Raw genomic sequence first — 18,920 nt, 5'->3', positions numbered from 1 at the left:
AAAGCGAAAGATCAACCTATGATCTTCGATTGTGTGTCGTACTAATTTAGTGTGTTATTATTAACCAATAACAAGCTTGCATAAGAACAAGTTGTACCCGATTACACAATTGAAAGCCTTAGTGAATGGAACAACAATTTTTATTAGAAGGTCATCGAGCCGTCAATAGCTTGCTACGGAAGCTTGCGCTTGGGATGGATCGCAAAGATTTAAATCACAAGATTATTCAGCTTACCGAGCAGCTTTTTGGGCAGCGCATGGCTTCAATTCTACTGCTCAACTCAGAGTCTAAAACGTTACACCTTGAATATGCCCCAAACCTGCCTGATTTTTACAATCAACAGATTGAAGGGGTAGGAATTGGTGCGGGGATAGGCTCTTGTGGCGAGGCAGCTGCGCTTAAGAAAGCAGTGATGATCTCCAACATAAATGCACACCCAAACTGGGCACCTTTTCTGGTCTTAACCAATCAAGCGAATTTACATGCCTGTTGGTCGGTCCCCATTATCTCGTCGCGCGGTAATGTGTTGGTTACCTTCGCTATTTATAGCCAGTACATCTCTGAACCACATGAATTTGAGCTCGAGATCTTAGAGCTACTGGCTTCCCTGTATTCGGTAGCACTAGAGAAGTTTGAGCTGGAGAACCAGCTAAACTTTTTCGCTAATCGAGATTCTTTAACCCATTGCTTGAATCGTCGCGCATTGTTTAATGAAGCGGAGAAAGTGTTGGCCAAGCGATGCTTTTCTGAAAAGGTGATGGCGTGTTTGTTTGTTGATGTCGATAAGTTCAAATCAATAAATGATACCTATGGCCATAGTTTCGGTGACGATGTGTTGCTGGCGGTTGCCGAAGTTCTTGATGAGGCAACCACAGCATGTGCCAAGATAGGGCGTTATGGTGGTGATGAGTTTGTGGTGTTCTCATGTTTTGATGATCAAGAAAGCGTTGTTAGCTTCTACCACAGCTTAGAGAAAGCACTGCAACAAGCGCTTTATATCAATGATGTGCAATTCTCGGTGAGTGTCGGGCTTTCTTGTGACAAAGATCCTCAAGGATTAGACCAGTTGATCGCACAAGCTGATAAGAACATGTATCAAATCAAGCAAGCCAAGTCTCAACAGTAGTAGATTGTAAAAATAGTAGTAAATTAGGAAATGCTAATGAGTGAAAATATCTGCCCTAAATGCCAGTCTGAGCTAGCTTGGGATGGCAAGTATCACTGTGAAAGTTGTCAGGCTCACTTTACTAAAGTTGGGTTTTGTCCTGAGTGCAGCAGCCAACTTGAGAAGCTTCAAGCCTGTGGTGCGGCGAGCTATTTTTGCAACGGTGATTGCAACGAGTTGAAATCTAAGTCGAGAGTAAAATTCGAATTTAAACCAGCGGAATAGCCTTAAACTCATGGTTTGAACGACCATCGGTGATGTTATACCAGAGACTCAATACTAAAGTGTTGGGTCTTTTTTGTATCTGAAGAACAGGAATGTGTCATCTTGGTTCATTCCCACCGTCACTGCACCAGTATGAAACATAGTTACATGATTGCTATGCACTCTATTGGTGTGAGTTTCTTTTAAATTCTATTAATACAATTGCTTATAAATAATTTCATTGGTTTATAAGTTTGGCACTCTTCTTGTAACTCTGTAATTGAATAACAAAAATACAATTATGGAGTAATATCATGAACAAGGTGTTCAATTTATCGCTAGCTGCACTGTGTACAACACTTTCATTTTCTTCTGCAACAGTGTTTGCTGCTGATGAGACCATCAAGGTCGGTGTTCTACACTCACTCTCTGGCACCATGGCGATCAGTGAGACAACGCTAAAAGATACCGTGCTAATGCTCATCGAAGAGCAGAACAAAAAGGGCGGTTTGCTTGGTAAGAAGCTAGAGCCTGTCGTGGTTGACCCTGCGTCAAACTGGCCGCTATTTGCTGAGAAAGCGCGTGAGCTTATCGAAAAAGAGAAAGTGGATGTGGTGTTCGGTGGTTGGACGTCGGTATCACGTAAATCCATGCTACCAGTCTTTGAAGAACTCAACAGCATCCTTTTCTACCCAGTACAGTATGAAGGTGAAGAGTCTTCTAAAAACGTTTTCTACACCGGTGCCGCGCCAAACCAACAAGCGATCCCAGCAGTGGATTACTTGATGGAAGAGCTTGAAGTCGAGCGCTGGGTACTTGCAGGTACCGATTACGTTTATCCACGTACAACCAATAAGATCTTAGAAGCCTACCTAAAAGATAAAGGTGTCGCAGAAGAAGACATCATGATCAACTACACGCCATTTGGTCACTCTGATTGGCAATCTATCGTTTCAGACATCAAAAAGTTCGGTGAAGCTGGCAAGAAAACCGCTGTGGTTTCTACTGTAAACGGCGATGCGAACGTACCTTTCTATAAAGAGCTAGGCGCTCAAGGCATTTCATCTGAAGACATCCCAGTTATTGCATTCTCTGTTGGTGAAGAAGAACTGTCAGGCATGGACACAGAACCATTGGTTGGTCATCTAGCGGCATGGAACTACTTCATGAGTGTTGATACTGAAGCTAATGAAGAGTTCGTTGAAACGTGGCAGTCGTTCATCAAGAGTGAAAAGCGTGTCACCAATGACCCAATGGAAGCGCACTATGTTGGCTTCAATATGTGGGCTCAAGCGGTCACTAATGCGGGCACAACCGATCCTGAATCTGTGCAAGATGCCTTGATTGGCGTGTCTGTACCTAACCTTTCTGGCGGCTACTCTACCATGCTGCCAAACCACCACATTACTAAACCAGTCCTGATCGGTGAAATCCAAGGCGATGGTCAATTCGATATCGTTTGGGAAACCACTGGACTAGTGGCGGGTGATGCTTGGTCGAGTTACTTACCTGAATCGGCAAAACTGTTCTCTAGCTGGTCGAAGCCATTCTCATGTGGTGCGTTTAACGTCGAAACGAAGAAGTGTTCTGGCGGTAACTAGATCGTCAATTCAGGAATATTGAGCCTTCCGGTTTGGGAAGAATGCGTCTGTTTAACGGGCGAAGCGAACGGAAGGCTCATCGTTTCAGGTAACAACCACTATCCACACATCCTCCAAGTAAAAATAACAATATCTAACTTGGTTGGTTAAGGAAGCAGGGATGAAAAACGTATTAAACGTATTTAAAGCGCTGTTGCTCATGGCAGTCAGTGCTCAGTTGGCTTTTGCTGGAATAACGGATGAAGCTAGCTTTACCAAGACGCTAGTTGGTAAGAAAACATCGGATAAAGAATTAGCTATCGATTGGGTGATTGAGACGCAAACGGGAGACGTGTCGAAAGCTATTTTAGATGGCTGGTTAAACGGAAACCTTTACTACTTCAATGAGAAACAGAGCGAGCAGTACAAACAGCTCTACCTCATTCAAAGTATCAAAACAGCGACGTCAGCTCAGTCAGTATGGGATGATTCAACGCTTAATATCGAGAATGCGAGACAGTTTAAAAAGGTTCGTGTGAATAACAAACTTCGCGGGATATTACGCGGGGAAATAGCCTCGATTGGACTGAACAGCGGCAACCCTGATGTGCGTTATAAGGCGGTTTTGGATTTGTTAGGAACCAAAGACGCTGACATTATCGAACGACTAACTGAACTCAGAGCCAATGAATCAGATGGCAAAGTAGCTGAGCTAATGGATTTGTCGTTAGCGATTGCCACTTCTCTTAATAACAGTGCCACCATTGAAGATCGTGTGGCTTCAATTGAACGAGTTGGCGACTTCAAACACTCGGTCGTTCTGAAAACACTGAACCAACTACTGAACAGTGAGCAAGATCCAAGCATTGCCGCTGCAGCAGAACGTGCGATGGATAGCTATCAACAAAGCCAAGCACTCTATTCGGGTGTAGAAACAGTATTCTTCGGTTTGAGTTTAGGCTCGGTATTGGTACTGGCAGGCATTGGCTTAGCGATTACCTTTGGTGTGATGGGCGTTATCAACATGGCTCATGGCGAGCTGATCATGATTGGCGCTTACACCACCTACGTATTGCAGTTGTTGATGCCGAATCATATTGGCCTAGCGCTGATACTTTCCATTCCAGCGGCATTCATTGTTTCTGGTTTAGTGGGCATTGCGATTGAGCGAAGTGTGATTCGTCATCTTTATGGTCGCCCATTGGAAACCTTACTCGCGACCTTTGGTATTAGCTTAATCTTGCAGCAGGCTGTTCGTTCTATTTTCTCTCCTTTGAACCGCTCAGTGAGCACGCCTGAATGGATGTCTGGAGCACTTCAATTAAACCCAATGTTGTCCCTGACCTACAACCGCCTTTACATCATTCTCTTCTGTGGTTTGGTGTTTATGGGCTTATTAATGGTTCTGAAAAAGACACCACTAGGTTTGCAGGTTCGTGCGGTTTCTCAAAACCGTGGCATGGCTCGTGCGATGGGTATTCGTTCAGAGCGAGTTGATGCGATGACCTTCGGTTTAGGCTCTGGCGTTGCGGGTGTTGCAGGCGTGGCACTGTCTCAACTGACCAACGTTGGCCCTAATATGGGACAGGCGTACATCATCGACTCATTCATGGTGGTGGTATTCGGCGGTGTTGGCAACCTATGGGGCACGCTAGTCGCAGGCTTAAGCCTTGGTCTGTTCAATAAAATTTTAGAACCATGGGCTGGTGCGGTTCTCGCCAAGATTCTGGTACTGGTTTTCATCATTCTATTTATTCAAAAACGCCCACGCGGACTCTTCCCGCAACGTGGTCGTGCGGCTGAAGGTTAAGGACAACATCATGCAGTCAAAATCATTTGTACTTTCGGCAATGCGTGGTGACAAAGGTGGCCAACTGACCATCCTTGCCATTCTAGCGGCCGTTATTCTTATCCCACTGGCTAACACCATGTTACCAAGTGGGCACCCGCTCCATGTCGAGACTTTTACTATCTCGCTGATGGGCAAATATCTGAGCTACGCAATGTTGGCGTTGGCGCTCGATCTGGTGTGGGGCTATCTCGGAATCTTGAGCCTTGGCCACGGTGCTTTCTTTGCGCTTGGTGGTTATGCGATGGGCATGTACTTGATGCGTCAGATTGGTGACCGTGGGGTTTATGGTGATCCAGTCTTACCAGATTTCATGGTGTTCCTTGATTGGTCTGCGTTGCCGTGGTTCTGGCATGGCTTTGACCAGTTCTGGTTTGCTTGCCTGATGGTGGTGCTAGTGCCGGGCGCATTGGCTTACTTGTTCGGTTATTTAGCTTTCCGCTCTCGTGTGTCCGGGGTGTATCTTTCTATCATGACTCAGGCATTAACTTACGCATTGATGCTGGCATTTTTCCGCAACGAAATGGGCTTTGGTGGCAACAACGGACTGACGGATTTCAAAGACATCATCGGTCTGAGTTTGCAGAGTGATGCGGTCAAGATAGGTCTGTTTGTCGCGACTGGTATTGCGCTTATTCTCAGCTACATAGCTTGTCGCATGGTGGTGACCAGTCGATTAGGTCGTGTGGCATTAGCGATTCGTGATACGGAATCCCGCACTCGCTTTATGGGCTATGACGTCGATGGCATCAAGCTGTGGGTCTTCGTTCTTTCTGCGGTTATCGCCGGTATTGCCGGGGCTTTATATGTCCCTCAAGTGGGTATTATCAATCCGGGAGAATTTGCTCCTCTTAACTCGATTGAGATTGTGGTTTGGGTAGCCTTAGGCGGTCGTGCCACTCTGTTTGGTGCCATTGTCGGTGCATTGATCATCAACTACGCCAAGAGTTGGTTTACGGTTGAGTTCCCGGAGGTGTGGCTGTTTGCTCTGGGTGGACTATTCGTACTCTCAACCATGTACTTCCCACAAGGTGTGATTGGCTTTGTCAGTGAAAAGTGGCAGCAGCTGCGCAAGGCATCAAATGGGAAAAACCAAGATAAAGATAAGGATGATCAGCACAAGGCCAAGGAGGTGATCGCATGACCACATTTAATAGCGTAAAGGAATCGGTTCAGGCGTTCACTCGTCGAGACGAAGTCTTTGATTACCTCAAACCCGATATTCATCCTGCCATCGATACTCGACATAACGTGCTGTTGTATGTCGAAGGCGTCAACAAAAGCTTCGATGGTTTCCAAGCGATAAACGACCTCAACCTTTACATCAAAGAGGGAGAGCTACGCTGCATCATCGGCCCTAATGGCGCAGGTAAAACAACCATGATGGACATCATTACCGGGAAAACTAAGCCAGATACTGGCGAAGTGTGGTTAGGTTCGAACATCAATCTACTCAAGATGAACGAAGCTGAAATTGCTAACGCAGGCGTTGGGCGTAAGTTCCAAAAGCCGACCGTGATTGAATGTTTAACTGTGTGGCAGAACCTTGAATTAGCCATGGCAGGTGATCGCTCGGTGTGGGCAACTTTCACTGCCGTGATGTCTGGCGAGCAGAAAGACAAACTCACCTCGGTACTAGAGCTTATTCACCTTAAAGACGAAGCGGCGAATTTGGCAGGTAACCTGTCTCACGGTCAGAAACAGTGGTTAGAGATAGGCATGTTATTGATGCAAAACCCTAGGCTATTGCTGGTGGATGAACCCGTGGCAGGTATGACTCACCAAGAAATGGATCGCACCTCTGAGTTACTTAACTCACTGGCAGGTAAGCACTCGGTTGTGGTCGTTGAACACGATATGGATTTCGTTCGTTCTATCGCCAGCCATGTCACCGTGCTTCATCAAGGTCATGTGTTGGCTGAAGGCACTATGGATCAAGTGCAGGCTCACCCTGAAGTTAAACAAGTTTATCTCGGAGAATAGGATGTTAGAGGTTAAATCAGTTAATCAATATTACGGTGAGAGCCACACGCTGTGGGATTTGGATATGCAGATCCCAGAAGGTAAATGCACGGTGCTAATGGGGCGAAATGGTGTCGGTAAAACGACGTTGCTGCAATGCATCATGGGGTTGGTTAAGGTCGAAAGCGGTGACATCTCCTTATCGGGTGAGTCACTTTTGAAAACCGATGCCGAGGACCGTCCACGCCAAGGGATCGGCTATGTACCGCAAGGTCGCCAGATCTTCCCAATGCTCACTGTTCAAGAAAATCTAGAGGTCGGTTTACCGATTCGTAAAAAGGGTGACCGCAAGATCCCTGAATTCATCTTCGATATTTTCCCAGTGTTAAAAGAGATGCTACATCGTCGCGGTGGTGATTTATCGGGTGGCCAGCAGCAACAGCTTGCGATTGGGCGTGCGCTGGTGGTTAATCCAAAGCTATTGATCTTGGATGAGCCGACGGAGGGTATTCAACCCAATATTGTGCAAGAGATTGGCGACATCATTCGCATGCTCAACGAGAAAATGGGGCTCACGGTTCTGTTGGTTGAACAGAAGCTGCCGTTTGCAAGAAAGGTCGGTGACCGTTTTTGCATTATCGACCGTGGACGCCAAGTGGCAGAAGGTGAAATGACAGGGCTCGATGAGTCCTTGATAAAGGAGTACCTAACCGTATGAATTCTCTCTTTTCTCCGAATGAAGTAAGCAAGGCTTCTTTAGTTGAAGCTTTATCTTTGAATGAGACCATCGAACAAGATATTCGTGATGGTTGGCAAGCGAGTTTAAACCTCACCTTTGTCGATCGAGGTGATAAAACCGTATTAAAGAATCGTCAGCAGTCTGGTCCGCTTGCGGTGCAACGCCCCCTGTATCCTGATGGGGAAACGTGTCACACCTACTTACTCCATCCCCCCGGCGGAGTGGTAGGTGGTGACACTCTCAATATTAACGTGAATCTTGAGCACGGTGCTCACGCGTTGATTACCACACCCGGTGCGACCAAGTTTTATCGCTCAAACAACAAGTACGCCAAGCAGAAGCAGACCCTACGAGTGAAGAAAGATGCACGCTTGGAATGGATGCCGCAAGAGAACATCTTTTTCCCCAATGCACACGTTCGTTTAGATACTGAAATTCGCCTAGAAAAGGGTGCACAGTTTTGGGGTTGGGAGATGCACTGTTTTGGACGCCCTGCACAGAGTGAGGGATTCGAGCATGGTCATCTCGTTGGGAAAACAGAAATCTATCTTGATAATCAAAGGCTTCTGACTGAAGGCTTTAATTTTCATGGTGGCGATAAGTTAATGATAAATATGGGGTTACTTGATTATTCAATGATGGGAACCTTTTATATCACCTCAAATGAGAAGCAAGATCTAGAGTTGGTACAGAGCTTGCTCATATCTATTACACAGCAAGCTTCACAGCAATCAGTTACATCAAAAACGTCGAGTGAACCCACATTAATATTGGGTGCTACTCAGATAGAAGGATTGATTGTGGTGCGAGCCTTGGGTAATTGGAGTGAAGATATCCTCCAAGCCTTTGGTCAGATTTGGCAAGCAACTCGCTCTCATTTATGTGGTACGACTCCTGATTTACCAAGGATTTGGGCGACTTAGCGATTAGCCCTTTTTGTACCTAGGGTGACTTCCGACCCTAGGTACATTTTTTCAAGCTTGCTGTGATTGAATCCCACTTACTGCTCATGCGTTTTTGAGCAATAAGAAAACAACACTAACAGCGGGCGGCTAAATGGAATTAACACCAAGAGAAAAAGATAAGCTACTTATCTTCTGCGCAGGAATGCTGGCACAGCAGCGCAAACAAAAAGGCTTAAAGCTCAACTACCCAGAATCTATCGCACTGATCAGCAGTGCCATTCTCGAAGGTGCCCGCGAGGGTAAAACCGTTTCAGAATTAATGGATTTTGGACGCACACTTCTTACTGTCGATGACGTTATGGAGGGGATCCCTTCCATGATCCCTGATGTACAAGTCGAAGCCACTTTTCCTGATGGCACCAAGCTGGTGACCGTTCATGAACCTATCGTGTAGGGAGAAGTAATATGGCTGGTTCCACAAAACAATACTCAGGATTCGTTCCCGGAAAAGTAGAAACCGCACCGGGTGACATCACTCTCAATGAAGGCCGAGACACAACGTCCGTTAAGGTGCAAAACATTGGCGATCGTCCTGTCCAAATTGGCTCTCATTACCACTTCTATGAAGCAAACCCTTCGCTGATCTTTAACCGAGAAGTCACTAAAGGCTTTCGACTCAATATTCCTGCGGGTACTGCAACCCGCTTTGAGCCGGGTCAGTCGCGCAGCGTCGAGTTAGTGCGTTACGCCGGTAAGTTAGAGATCTATGGCTTCCAAGGAAAGGTGATGGGCAAGCTCTAAGCGCTCCCACGGAATAATGAAAATAACAAAGGATTGAACATGGCGACGATATCCAGACAGGCTTATGCCGAAATGTTTGGGCCAACAGTCGGTGACCGAGTGCGTCTTGCTGACACTGATTTATGGCTAGAAGTTGAAAACGATTACACCGTATACGGCGACGAAGTGAAATTCGGCGGCGGCAAAGTTATCCGTGATGGACAAGGGCAAAGCCAACGTCCAAGTGCCGAAACTCCAGATTTGGTGATCACTAACGCGATTGTGTTGGATTACTGGGGCATCGTAAAAGCCGATGTCGCAGTCAAAGATGGTCGAGTTCAGGCATTGGGCAAAGCGGGCAACCCAGATGTTCAACCGGGCGTTGATATTGTGATTGGCCCGGGCACGGAAATTTTAGCAGGCGAAGGTTCAATCTTGACTGCTGGTGGTATTGATTCACACATTCATTTTATTTGCCCACAACAGATTGAAGAAGCACTGGCGTCAGGTGTGACAACCATGATCGGCGGTGGCACTGGACCAAACACAGGTACTAACGCGACCACATGCACACCGGGACCTTGGAACATGCACCGCATGCTAGAGTCACTCGATCAATTCCCGATGAACTTTGGTTTGTTAGGCAAAGGCAATGCCAGTCAGCCAGAAGCACTACGTGAGCAAGTAGCGGCAGGCGCGGTGGGTTTGAAGTTACACGAAGACTGGGGAACCACTCCCGCTTCAATCGATACCTGTTTGAGTGTGGCTGACGAGATGGACGTACAAGTTGCGATTCATACCGACACTCTGAATGAATCTGGTTTTGTTGAATCGACACTTGGCGCAATCGGCGACCGCGTGATTCATACCTATCACACCGAAGGTGCGGGCGGTGGTCATGCTCCCGATATTATTCGTGCTGCAGGTGAGCCGAACGTTTTGCCTTCCTCAACCAATCCAACACGCCCTTACACCATCAATACCGTCGATGAGCACTTAGACATGTTGATGGTCTGTCATCACTTGTCACCATCGATTGCTGAAGATGTCGCGTTCGCAGAGTCACGTATCCGCCGTGAAACCATTGCCGCAGAAGACATTCTTCATGACTTAGGCGCGTTCTCGATGATCGCTTCGGATTCACAAGCTATGGGGCGAGTGGGTGAAGTAATAACTCGAACTTGGCAAACCGCGCACAAGATGAAAGTTCAGCGTGGCAGCCTAAAAGAAGATTCTGATTACAGCGATAACTTTCGTTTAAGACGTTATGTCGCTAAGTACACCATCAACCCTGCTATCACGCATGGCATGTCTCATGAAATCGGTTCTATCGAAGCAGGGAAGTTAGCTGATCTAGTGTTGTGGAAGCCCGCTTTTTTTGGTGTGAAGCCCAGCGTGATTTTGAAAGGCGGCATGATCGCCATGGCACCAATGGGAGATCCAAACGCTTCTATCCCAACCCCTCAACCTGTTCACTATCGCTCTATGTTTGGTAGCTATGGCAAGGCGTGTCAGAACACATCGATGTTGTTTGTCTCTAAAGAAGCCAAAGCGCAGAACATCGACAAGCAATTGGGTCTGCAGAGCTTGATTGGTGTTGTGAGCAACTGCCGAAACATCAGCAAAGCCGACATGAAGCTCAATGATTGGATGCCGAAGATTGAAGTCGACTCTCAGACGTACCAAGTGCGCGCCGATGGTGAACTACTCACGTGTGAGCCTGCTGAAGAGCTGCCAATGGCTCAGCGGTACTTTCTATTCTAAGCCTTTGACTAAAGAATCTTATTTTAGTGACCCTATTTTGAACGTTATAAATCTCACAAGGAGATTGAGGTAATAGCATGATTGAACTGACTCAACTGAATACTCAAATACAAAATGCACCGGACGGCTACTTAAGCCTGCCGATCGATAGCCGCATTAAGAGCCGTCTTAAGGTGATGCTCGATGACGGGCGCAATGCCGGACTGTTTCTACCACGAGGTCATATCTTGCGTGGTGGCGAACAACTCTCAAGTAAATGCGGTTTAGTCGTAGAAGTGAAAGCGGCACCAGAAACCGTTTCGACTGTTTACTGTGAAGACTTGCTCCTGTTAACGCGAGTGGCGTATCACCTTGGTAACCGTCATGTTCCGCTGCAAGTGGAAGCGGGTTGGGTTCGTTATCAACACGACCATGTTTTAGATGAAATGGTTGAAGGCTTAGGCGCGAAAGTGACCACTGAGAAACAACCCTTTGAACCAGAAGGCGGTGCTTATGGCGGTCGCTCTGGTGGACATCATCACCATCATTAATCGAGTCATTGATGACTCACTAAACGATTTATATAACAACGATATTAATAACAATAATACCAATCACAGTAAGTAAGTGATCAACAATAGCGCAGAAAAAAGGCTTGAGAACAAGGCATAATTTTTCGATAAGTAGTTATTCTACAATCAAAAATTATAACGCAGTTATCGAGCATTTTAGCAAGCTAGGGTGAGCAATTATTTACTACGATTGGTATAAAGCAAGGAACTCGCGATGAACTTTAAAACAGCTGCAGGCTTATGCACTTTCACAATAGCTTTTCTAACAACATCAACGATGGCTTTCGCTCACCCAGGACATGGGGCGCATTCAGTTCATGAGTCTCACTCGTTTATGTCTGGCTTAACTCACCCTGTGACTGGCATGGATCATCTGATCATGCTGATCGCTTTCGGTCTGTTAATTGGCGCACTGTCATTTTCCACCAAGACAAAAGCAGCTCTGATTGGCGGTGGATTGGTGTCTTTAGTGGTAGGGCTTATCGCAGGCCAAGCCCTAGGTTTCTCTGTGATTGTTGAGCCTGCCATTATCGCTTCTCTGTTTGTCGTCAGCTTATGTTTATGGCATGTATTCTCACCATCAACCAAGCGTGTAAACAGCGTATTAGTTGCTTCGATTGCTATGTTGTTTTTCCATGGTTACGCACACGGCGTTGAAGCCGCGAGCAACCTGACTCAGTTCGCAACAGGCATGAGTATCAGTGCTTTGGCTCTGATGGTTATCGGTACTTTTGTTGGTCGCGCGGTTTACTCTAAATGGTTGTCAGTCGGCGTGGCTTCAGCAAGCGCACTATTGCTGTTAGGCGCGTAGGCTCTCGAACTTATTTGATTCTGGAAGACTGAGGGCACGGTTATGACCACAACAGAAAATGTCGCCGTCTATCGCCTGTTTCAATTGATCAGTCCATCGTTGCCGATTGGTGGGTTCACTTATTCGCAAGGCTTAGAGTTAGCGGTTGAAGCGGGGTGGGTGACCGATCGCAACAGCATGGAACAGTGGCTCAACACCATCGTCAACTCCAGTGTCGCGACCTTGGAATTGCCTATATTAGAGCGTCTTTACCACGCTCTAGAAAAGGGTGAACTCGATGAGATTGAGCACTGGTGTAATTACCTGTACTCAAGCCGTGAAACCAGTGAATTGCGAGCGGAAGAGAAACAGCGTGGGCAAGCATTGAATACTTTGTTGAAGCGCTTAGATATCGATATTTCACAGGTGGACTCTGTTGATAGTCACCCAAACCAATTGTTGGGCATGTGTATGGCGGCTCAGCATTGGGGCATTGATTTAGAAAGCCTCAAGCAAGGTTACTTATGGAGCTGGCTTGAAAATATCGTTACCGCAGGCGTGAAACTGGTGCCTTTAGGTCAAACCGACGGGCAGTTGGCATTGATTAATATCACCAACACCTTTCCTGAGGTGATCGAAAAGGCCCACGCGATAGAAGATTGGATGGTAGGCAGTTTTTCGCCATCAATGGCATTAGCAAGTTCACTGCACGAAACACAATACACACGACTATTTCGTTCGTAGCGGTCAGCTCGAACGGTATAGTAAAAAGAATATAAGGAAGTAGACAATGGAAAGTTATAAGCAACCACTTCGAATTGGTATTGGCGGCCCGGTAGGGTCTGGTAAAACAGCGCTATTAGAAGTGCTTTGTAAAGCGATTCGCGACAAGCTCAATATCGCAGTGGTAACCAACGACATCTACACTCAAGAAGATGCCAAGATACTTACGCGAGCAGAGGCTCTAGAACCAGATCGTATTATTGGTGTTGAAACGGGTGGCTGTCCGCACACGGCGATCCGTGAAGATGCGTCGATGAACTTAGCTGCGGTAGAAGAGCTTGCCAAGCTGCATAAGAACCTCGATGTGGTATTCGTCGAAAGTGGCGGTGATAACTTGAGTGCGACGTTCAGCCCTGAATTAGCCGATCTTACCATCTACGTGATTGATGTAGCGGAAGGGGAGAAGATCCCACGTAAAGGCGGACCGGGTATTACGCGTTCTGATCTGCTGGTTATCAATAAGATCGATTTAGCACCATATGTGGGTGCGTCACTTGAGGTGATGGAGCAAGACACACAACGCATGCGTCCAACCAAGCCATACGTGTTCACCAACCTCAAAGAGAGCCAAGGGCTAGACTTCATCATCAACTTTATTGTGACTGAAGGGATGCTAACCATGAAGGAGCCTTCTACTACTGAGTAGGGTTGGAATAGGTTAGTTTTTTGAAAGCGTTAGATACTAAAAAGCCCTGTCGATTATCGATAGGGCTTTCTGGTTTGAAACGTTAGGTCGAACTTAAAGCTCGCTCTTAGTCACTCTTGTGGTCACTTGCGACTCAATCACACCGTCTTCAACTTGAGTGGTGATCACTTCACCGACTTCGACATCGTTAATCGATGATACCGTCTTGCTCGATTCTGAATGAGTAATGCTGTAGCCACGCTTTAGGGTTGCCAGTGGACTTACTGTTTCTAACTTCTCGGCAGCCATGGCTAGTTGGTGGCGAGTAGTTAGTAATGTCTTGTCCATTGCATCCAATAGCTTTTGCTCTGAACGTTGCAGATGCAGTTTCTGTTCGCCAAGGCGTTTCACTGGCGAGTTCAATTGAAGCTGGTGCTGTTTACGTTCAACACGCTGTGCATGCTGTTTTAGGTATTGAGTCATACCACGACGCAAACGCATATCTAGGTCATCAAGCTGCTGACTCTGCTTTTGAAGTTGGTAGCTAGGGTGTTGCTTCTCTAAGCGGTATTTCAACGTTTGAGTTGATTGCGCCTGTTTGATTAACACATGACGAATCGCACTGACTAAGCGAGCACGTTTAGACGCGAAAGCTTGTTCTTTATGACTGTTATCACGGCTAACCAATTCTGCGGCAGCTGATGGCGTTGGGGCACGCATATCGGCAACGAAATCAGCGATAGTGACATCCACTTCGTGGCCAACGGCGCTGATAATCGGGATTTGGCTTGCTGCGATTGTGCGAGCTACGATCTCGTTATTGAAGCACCATAGGTCTTCCAGTGAGCCGCCACCACGGCCGACGATTAACACATCACATTCATTGCGTTCGTTAGCGCGTCCAATCGCTTGGGCAATCTGAATCGCCGCCTCTTCGCCTTGAACCATGGTCGGGTAAACCACAACCGGTAGCGAAGGATCGCGCCTTTTTAGTACATCAAGAATATCAAACAGCGCTGCACCGGTTTTAGATGTGATAACGCCAACACGTTTTGGGTGTTCAGGAAGAGCTTGCTTACTTGATTGAGCAAACAGTCCTTCTGCGGCAAGGTTCATCTTCAGCTTTTCAAATTCTTGCTGAAGTTTACCGTCACCCTCTGGCTGCATGCTTTCGATGATCAGTTGGTAGTCACCGCGTGGCTCGTAAAGAGATAGGCGAGCTTTGACTAAAACTTGATTGCCGTTCTGAGGCTTAAAGGTCACACGGCGGTTATTGCCACGAAACATGGCGCATTTAACTTGAGCGCGAGAGTCTTTTAGCGTGAGGTACCAGTGACCAGAGACAGGTGCAGAGAAGTTTGAGATTTCACCAACGAGCCAGACTATTCCCATTTCGTTTTCTAATAGGAGACGAACCTCTGAGTTGAGGCGAGAAACAGTAAAGATGTTTGGATTAGTCATAGAAGCACTATCTTTCCTTGAAGGAAGGTCTTTCTTGGAATCTCACAGGGCGTGAGTATGGAAGATAGCGGCAATATAATACATAGCAAGGGGGTAAATGCAAATTAAAAATACAAAAATGTGTAGCCAAGCGATTTCGCCGTGCGTATAATCCGTCTGCAATATCAAATCCAAATCACTTTATTATGCGAAACGATAAAGTTGGGTTTACTCCTTTTAACACCTTTGTTGTGAGATATTGCAAATGCTACGAATCGCAAAAGAAGCTTTAACTTTTGATGACGTTTTACTCGTCCCAGCACACTCAACCGTTCTTCCGAACACAGCTGATCTTCGCACTCAGTTAACGAAAAACATTTCTTTAAACATCCCAATGATCTCTGCATCGATGGATACTGTTACGGAAGCACGCCTAGCAATTGCCCTTGCGCAAGAAGGTGGTATTGGCTTTATTCATAAGAATATGTCAATCGAGCAGCAAGCTGAAATGGTTCGCCAGGTTAAAATTTACGAAGCTGGTGTGGTTTCTCACCCAGTAACTGTAAGCCCTGACGCGACAATCGCTGATGTTGTAGCCCTTACTCAAAAACACGGCTTCGCCGGTTTCCCTGTTGTTACTGAAACAAACGAATTGGTTGGTATCATTACTGGCCGTGACGTTCGCTTTGTTACTGACCTTTCTAAGAAAGTTGATGTAGTAATGACGCCTAAAGCTCGCCTTGCTTCTGTTAAAGAAGGTGCAACTCGTGAAGAAGTTCAAGAGAAAATGCACGAAGCGCGTGTTGAAAAAGTTCTTGTTGTAAATGATGACTTCCAACTTACTGGAATGATCACTGCAAAAGATTTCCACAAAGCAGAACGTAAACCAAACGCATGTAAAGATGAGCGCGGCAGCCTACGTGTAGGTGCAGCTGTTGGTGCTGGTGCTGGTAACGAAGAGCGTGTTGCTGCTCTAGTTGAAGCTGGCGTAGACGTTCTACTTATCGACTCTTCACACGGTCACTCTGAAGGCGTACTTAACCGTATCCGCGAAACTCGCGCTGCATACCCTGATCTACAAATCATCGGTGGTAACGTAGCAACTGGTGCTGGCGCACGTGCTCTTATCGAAGCGGGTGTTAGTGCAGTTAAAGTTGGTATCGGCCCAGGTTCAATCTGTACGACTCGTATCGTTACTGGTGTTGGTGTTCCTCAAGTAACAGCAATCGCAGACGCAGCGGAAGTTGCAAACGAATACGGTATTCCAGTAATCGCAGATGGCGGTATCCGCTTCTCTGGCGATATCTGTAAAGCTATCGTTGCTGGCGCATCTTGTGTGATGGTTGGTTCAATGTTCGCGGGTACTGAAGAAGCACCGGGTGAAGTTATTCTTTACAACGGTCGTTCTTACAAGTCTTACCGTGGTATGGGTTCTCTTGGCGCTATGTCTCAAGGCTCTTCTGACCGTTACTTCCAATCTGACAACGCTGCAGACAAGCTTGTTCCAGAAGGTATTGAAGGTCGTATCGCATACAAAGGTCGTCTAAAAGAGATCGTTCACCAACAGATGGGCGGTCTACGCTCAAGCATGGGCCTAACGGGTTCTGCAACTGTTGAAGACATGCGTACTAAAGCTGAGTTTGTTCGTATCTCTGGTGCGGGCATGAAAGAATCTCACGTACACGATGTTCAAATCACGAAAGAAGCACCTAACTACCGTTTAGGTTAATAATACGTCCAAACGTTTGAATAATGTGCTGATTTAGTCGGCACATTAATATACCAATCGTAGTAAATAACTGGTCATCCTAGCTTGTTAAAAACCTCGATAACTTCGTTAGAATTTTTGATTGTAGAATAACTACTTATCAGAACTCTTTGTCGAATAGAGCAGCCTCGTTCTCAGGCTTTTTTCCTACGCTATTCCTGAACACTTACTTACTGTGATTGGTATTATATCTACCGCCTGTTTTGTTAAAAGTCCGATTGTCTCAAAACACGTGGTTAAAGATATCTAACGAAAACGTTTGCTTTATTTCTTGAAGAGTTAATCAGAGGTGAGTAAACTCACCTCCGTTTTATCACATAGCCAATAAGACTGCTTACAATGACTAAAAATATTCATGACCAACGTATTCTAATTCTAGACTTCGGTTCTCAATACACACAGCTAGTAGCTCGTCGTATTCGTGAGATCGGTGTTTACTGTGAACTTTGGAGCTGGGACGTAGAAGAAGCGGATATTCGTGAATTCAATCCAGACGGCATCATCCTATCTGGTGGTCCTGAAAGTGTAACGGAGGAGAACTCTCCACGTGCACCTCAGTACGTATTTGATTCAGGTGTTCCTGTATTCGGTATCTGCTACGGCATGCAAACTATGGCTGAGCAACTTGGCGGTAAAGTAGCAACGTCTACTGAACGCGAGTTCGGCTACGCTGCTGTACAAGTAACTGGTGAATCTGCACTTTTCGCTGACCTTGAGTCTACTCAAGATGTTTGGATGAGCCACGGCGACAAAGTAGTTGAGATTCCAGCTGATTTCACAAAGATCGCTGAAACAGACACTTGCCCATACGCTGCAATGGCAAACGAAGAGAAGAAGTACTTCGGTGTTCAATTCCACCCAGAAGTAACACACACTAAAAACGGCCTGAAAATGCTTGAGAACTTCGTTCTTAACGTATGTGGTTGTGAAGGTCTGTGGACTTCAGCTTCAATCATTGAAGATGCAGTTGCACGTATTAAAGAACAAGTAGGTGACGACGAAGTTATCCTTGGTCTTTCTGGTGGTGTTGATTCATCTGTAGTTGCGATGCTTGCTCACCGCGCTATCGGCGACAAACTAACATGTGTATTTGTTGATAACGGCCTTCTTCGTTTAAACGAAGGTGAGCAAGTTATGGATATGTTTGGTGACCAGTTCGGCCTAAACATCATCAAAGTCGATGCAGAAGATCGTTTCCTTAAAGCTCTGGAAGGCGAAGCTGAACCAGAAGCTAAGCGTAAAATCATCGGTCACGTATTCGTAGATATCTTCGATGAAGAGTCTAAGAAACTATCTAATGCTAAATGGCTTGCTCAGGGTACTATCTACCCAGACGTAATCGAGTCTGCAGCATCTAAGACAGGTAAAGCACACGTAATCAAATCTCACCACAACGTTGGTGGTCTTCCTGATGATATGGAAATGGGCCTTGTTGAGCCTCTACGTGAGTTGTTTAAAGATGAAGTACGTAAGATCGGTCTAGAGCTTGGTCTTCCATACAACATGCTTTACCGCCACCCATTCCCGGGTCCTGGTCTAGGTGTTCGTGTTCTTGGCGAAATCAAGAAAGAGTACTGTGATCTACTGCGTCGCGCAGATGCGATCTTCATTGAAGAGCTTCACGCTGCTGACCTTTACCACAAAGTATCTCAAGCATTCACGGTATTCCTACCAGTACGTTCAGTTGGCGTAATGGGCGATGGCCGTAAGTACGATTGGGTTGTATCTCTACGTGCCGTAGAAACTATCGACTTCATGACTGCTCACTGGGCACACCTACCATACGACTTCCTAGGTAAGGTTTCTAACCGTATTATCAACGAAGTTAACGGCATTTCACGTGTTGTTTACGATATTTCTGGTAAGCCACCAGCAACTATCGAGTGGGAATAATCTCTTAGAGATTTAACCAGCTTTGATTAAGATCTTAAGCCTCGAACTCAGTTCGGGGCTTTTTTCTTGTGCGCCGAGCATGGCGTTGATCTAGGAGGTGAAAGTCCTCTACGGGCTCAGT

General features: G+C 46.3%; 18 protein-coding genes. 17 read left to right on the top strand and 1 reads right to left on the bottom strand.

Annotation, left to right across the window (positions count from 1 at the left end):
* Positions 1 to 125 precede the first annotated feature (125 nt).
* The 15 genes from AB6D58_RS15925 to ureG all read left to right on the top strand — a co-directional run bounded on the left by AB6D58_RS15925 (position 126) and on the right by ureG (position 13,719).
* A complete protein-coding gene (locus AB6D58_RS15925) occupies positions 126 to 1,127 on the top strand; it encodes a diguanylate cyclase (protein ID WP_372157756.1) in 1,002 nt (333 codons plus the stop codon).
* Between the two features lie 36 nt (positions 1,128 to 1,163).
* Positions 1,164 to 1,391, top strand: a complete 228-nt coding sequence (locus tag AB6D58_RS15920) for a zinc ribbon domain-containing protein (RefSeq protein ID WP_017062829.1) — start codon at positions 1,164 to 1,166, stop codon at positions 1,389 to 1,391.
* Positions 1,392 to 1,684: 293 nt separating this feature from the next.
* Positions 1,685 to 2,971: an urea ABC transporter substrate-binding protein gene (gene urtA, locus AB6D58_RS15915; RefSeq protein ID WP_017069306.1), complete on the top strand. Its 1,287-nt coding sequence runs from the start codon at positions 1,685 to 1,687 to the stop codon at positions 2,969 to 2,971.
* 160 nt (positions 2,972 to 3,131) lie between these two features.
* Entirely contained in the window at positions 3,132 to 4,760 is a 1,629-nt protein-coding gene (gene urtB, locus AB6D58_RS15910) for an urea ABC transporter permease subunit UrtB (protein WP_372157753.1), read from the top strand.
* A 10-nt stretch (positions 4,761 to 4,770) separates the two neighbouring features.
* Complete coding sequence (urtC, locus tag AB6D58_RS15905) at positions 4,771 to 5,943, top strand: urea ABC transporter permease subunit UrtC (protein WP_372083902.1); 1,173 nt, start codon at positions 4,771 to 4,773, stop codon at positions 5,941 to 5,943.
* Positions 5,940 to 6,782, top strand: a complete 843-nt coding sequence (urtD, locus tag AB6D58_RS15900; protein WP_017056203.1) for an urea ABC transporter ATP-binding protein UrtD — start codon at positions 5,940 to 5,942, stop codon at positions 6,780 to 6,782. Before urtC ends, urtD begins: the two co-directional genes overlap by 4 nt.
* Before the next feature lies 1 nt (position 6,783).
* Positions 6,784 to 7,479 (top strand): urea ABC transporter ATP-binding subunit UrtE, encoded by a 696-nt coding sequence (urtE, locus tag AB6D58_RS15895; RefSeq protein ID WP_017062505.1) that lies wholly within the window; start codon positions 6,784 to 6,786, stop codon positions 7,477 to 7,479.
* On the top strand, positions 7,476 to 8,423 hold the full coding sequence (locus tag AB6D58_RS15890; protein ID WP_017071843.1) for an urease accessory protein UreD: 948 nt from the start codon (positions 7,476 to 7,478) through the stop codon (positions 8,421 to 8,423). Before urtE ends, AB6D58_RS15890 begins: the two co-directional genes overlap by 4 nt.
* 133 nt (positions 8,424 to 8,556) lie before the next feature.
* Complete coding sequence (gene ureA / locus AB6D58_RS15885) at positions 8,557 to 8,859, top strand: urease subunit gamma (protein ID WP_004735119.1); 303 nt, start codon at positions 8,557 to 8,559, stop codon at positions 8,857 to 8,859.
* Between the two features lie 11 nt (positions 8,860 to 8,870).
* Positions 8,871 to 9,206 carry an urease subunit beta gene (locus AB6D58_RS15880; RefSeq protein WP_017062503.1) on the top strand — a complete coding sequence of 112 codons (336 nt, stop codon included), beginning with the start codon at positions 8,871 to 8,873 and terminating at the stop codon, positions 9,204 to 9,206.
* 39 nt (positions 9,207 to 9,245) lie between these two features.
* A complete protein-coding gene (ureC, locus tag AB6D58_RS15875) occupies positions 9,246 to 10,949 on the top strand; it encodes an urease subunit alpha (protein ID WP_017071844.1) in 1,704 nt (567 codons plus the stop codon).
* A gap of 77 nt (positions 10,950 to 11,026) precedes the next feature.
* Positions 11,027 to 11,479 carry an urease accessory protein UreE gene (ureE, locus tag AB6D58_RS15870; protein ID WP_017062501.1) on the top strand — a complete coding sequence of 151 codons (453 nt, stop codon included), beginning with the start codon at positions 11,027 to 11,029 and terminating at the stop codon, positions 11,477 to 11,479.
* Between the two features lie 235 nt (positions 11,480 to 11,714).
* Positions 11,715 to 12,311, top strand: a complete 597-nt coding sequence (locus tag AB6D58_RS15865) for a HupE/UreJ family protein (RefSeq protein ID WP_372157749.1) — start codon at positions 11,715 to 11,717, stop codon at positions 12,309 to 12,311.
* Between the two features lie 42 nt (positions 12,312 to 12,353).
* Positions 12,354 to 13,034 (top strand): urease accessory protein UreF, encoded by a 681-nt coding sequence (locus AB6D58_RS15860; RefSeq protein WP_372157746.1) that lies wholly within the window; start codon positions 12,354 to 12,356, stop codon positions 13,032 to 13,034.
* A 46-nt stretch (positions 13,035 to 13,080) separates the two neighbouring features.
* A complete protein-coding gene (gene ureG / locus AB6D58_RS15855; protein WP_017062498.1) occupies positions 13,081 to 13,719 on the top strand; it encodes an urease accessory protein UreG in 639 nt (212 codons plus the stop codon).
* A 93-nt stretch (positions 13,720 to 13,812) separates the two neighbouring features.
* Here ureG and xseA read toward each other — a convergent pair whose 3' ends face one another.
* Positions 13,813 to 15,159, bottom strand: coding sequence for an exodeoxyribonuclease VII large subunit (gene xseA / locus AB6D58_RS15850; RefSeq protein ID WP_065584650.1), 1,347 nt, complete (start codon positions 15,157 to 15,159; stop codon positions 13,813 to 13,815).
* 244 nt (positions 15,160 to 15,403) lie between these two features.
* Here xseA and guaB point away from each other — a divergent pair, with 244 nt between their 5' ends.
* Together guaB and guaA are read left to right on the top strand one after the other, a co-directional pair.
* The gene (guaB, locus tag AB6D58_RS15845; protein ID WP_017062496.1) at positions 15,404 to 16,867 is read left to right on the top strand and encodes an IMP dehydrogenase; all 1,464 of its coding nucleotides are present in this window, start codon (positions 15,404 to 15,406) and stop codon (positions 16,865 to 16,867) included.
* 378 nt (positions 16,868 to 17,245) lie between these two features.
* Positions 17,246 to 18,799, top strand: a complete 1,554-nt coding sequence (gene guaA / locus AB6D58_RS15840; protein WP_372121939.1) for a glutamine-hydrolyzing GMP synthase — start codon at positions 17,246 to 17,248, stop codon at positions 18,797 to 18,799.
* Positions 18,800 to 18,920: the final 121 nt, after the last annotated feature.

It is taken from the genome of Vibrio sp. 10N.239.312.D08 (genome assembly GCF_041466145.1).
In the GTDB taxonomy this organism is placed as follows: Bacteria; Pseudomonadota; Gammaproteobacteria; order Enterobacterales; family Vibrionaceae; genus Vibrio; species Vibrio crassostreae_C.
Note: the sequence above shows the minus strand (reverse complement) of the source record. Positions and strands in the feature narration are given on the sequence as shown.

Bases quoted from the DNA above. Each gene is read 5' to 3' on its own strand.
- AB6D58_RS15920 (WP_017062829.1), top strand. From the start codon at position 1,164: ATGAGTGAAAATATCTGCCCTAAATGCCAGTCTGAGCTAGCTTGGGAT.
- ureE (WP_017062501.1), top strand. From the start codon at position 11,027: ATGATTGAACTGACTCAACTGAATACTCAAATACAAAATGCACCGGAC.
- AB6D58_RS15890 (WP_017071843.1), top strand. From the start codon at position 7,476: ATGAATTCTCTCTTTTCTCCGAATGAAGTAAGCAAGGCTTCTTTAGTT.
- urtD (WP_017056203.1), top strand. From the start codon at position 5,940: ATGACCACATTTAATAGCGTAAAGGAATCGGTTCAGGCGTTCACTCGT.
- xseA (WP_065584650.1), bottom strand. From the start codon at position 15,159: ATGACTAATCCAAACATCTTTACTGTTTCTCGCCTCAACTCAGAGGTT.
- AB6D58_RS15925 (WP_372157756.1), top strand. From the start codon at position 126: ATGGAACAACAATTTTTATTAGAAGGTCATCGAGCCGTCAATAGCTTG.
- ureA (WP_004735119.1), top strand. From the start codon at position 8,557: ATGGAATTAACACCAAGAGAAAAAGATAAGCTACTTATCTTCTGCGCA.
- guaB (WP_017062496.1), top strand. From the start codon at position 15,404: ATGCTACGAATCGCAAAAGAAGCTTTAACTTTTGATGACGTTTTACTC.
- AB6D58_RS15860 (WP_372157746.1), top strand. From the start codon at position 12,354: ATGACCACAACAGAAAATGTCGCCGTCTATCGCCTGTTTCAATTGATC.
- urtC (WP_372083902.1), top strand. From the start codon at position 4,771: ATGCAGTCAAAATCATTTGTACTTTCGGCAATGCGTGGTGACAAAGGT.
- urtA (WP_017069306.1), top strand. From the start codon at position 1,685: ATGAACAAGGTGTTCAATTTATCGCTAGCTGCACTGTGTACAACACTT.
- ureC (WP_017071844.1), top strand. From the start codon at position 9,246: ATGGCGACGATATCCAGACAGGCTTATGCCGAAATGTTTGGGCCAACA.
- urtE (WP_017062505.1), top strand. From the start codon at position 6,784: ATGTTAGAGGTTAAATCAGTTAATCAATATTACGGTGAGAGCCACACG.
- AB6D58_RS15880 (WP_017062503.1), top strand. From the start codon at position 8,871: ATGGCTGGTTCCACAAAACAATACTCAGGATTCGTTCCCGGAAAAGTA.
- AB6D58_RS15865 (WP_372157749.1), top strand. From the start codon at position 11,715: ATGAACTTTAAAACAGCTGCAGGCTTATGCACTTTCACAATAGCTTTT.
- ureG (WP_017062498.1), top strand. From the start codon at position 13,081: ATGGAAAGTTATAAGCAACCACTTCGAATTGGTATTGGCGGCCCGGTA.
- guaA (WP_372121939.1), top strand. From the start codon at position 17,246: ATGACTAAAAATATTCATGACCAACGTATTCTAATTCTAGACTTCGGT.
- urtB (WP_372157753.1), top strand. From the start codon at position 3,132: ATGAAAAACGTATTAAACGTATTTAAAGCGCTGTTGCTCATGGCAGTC.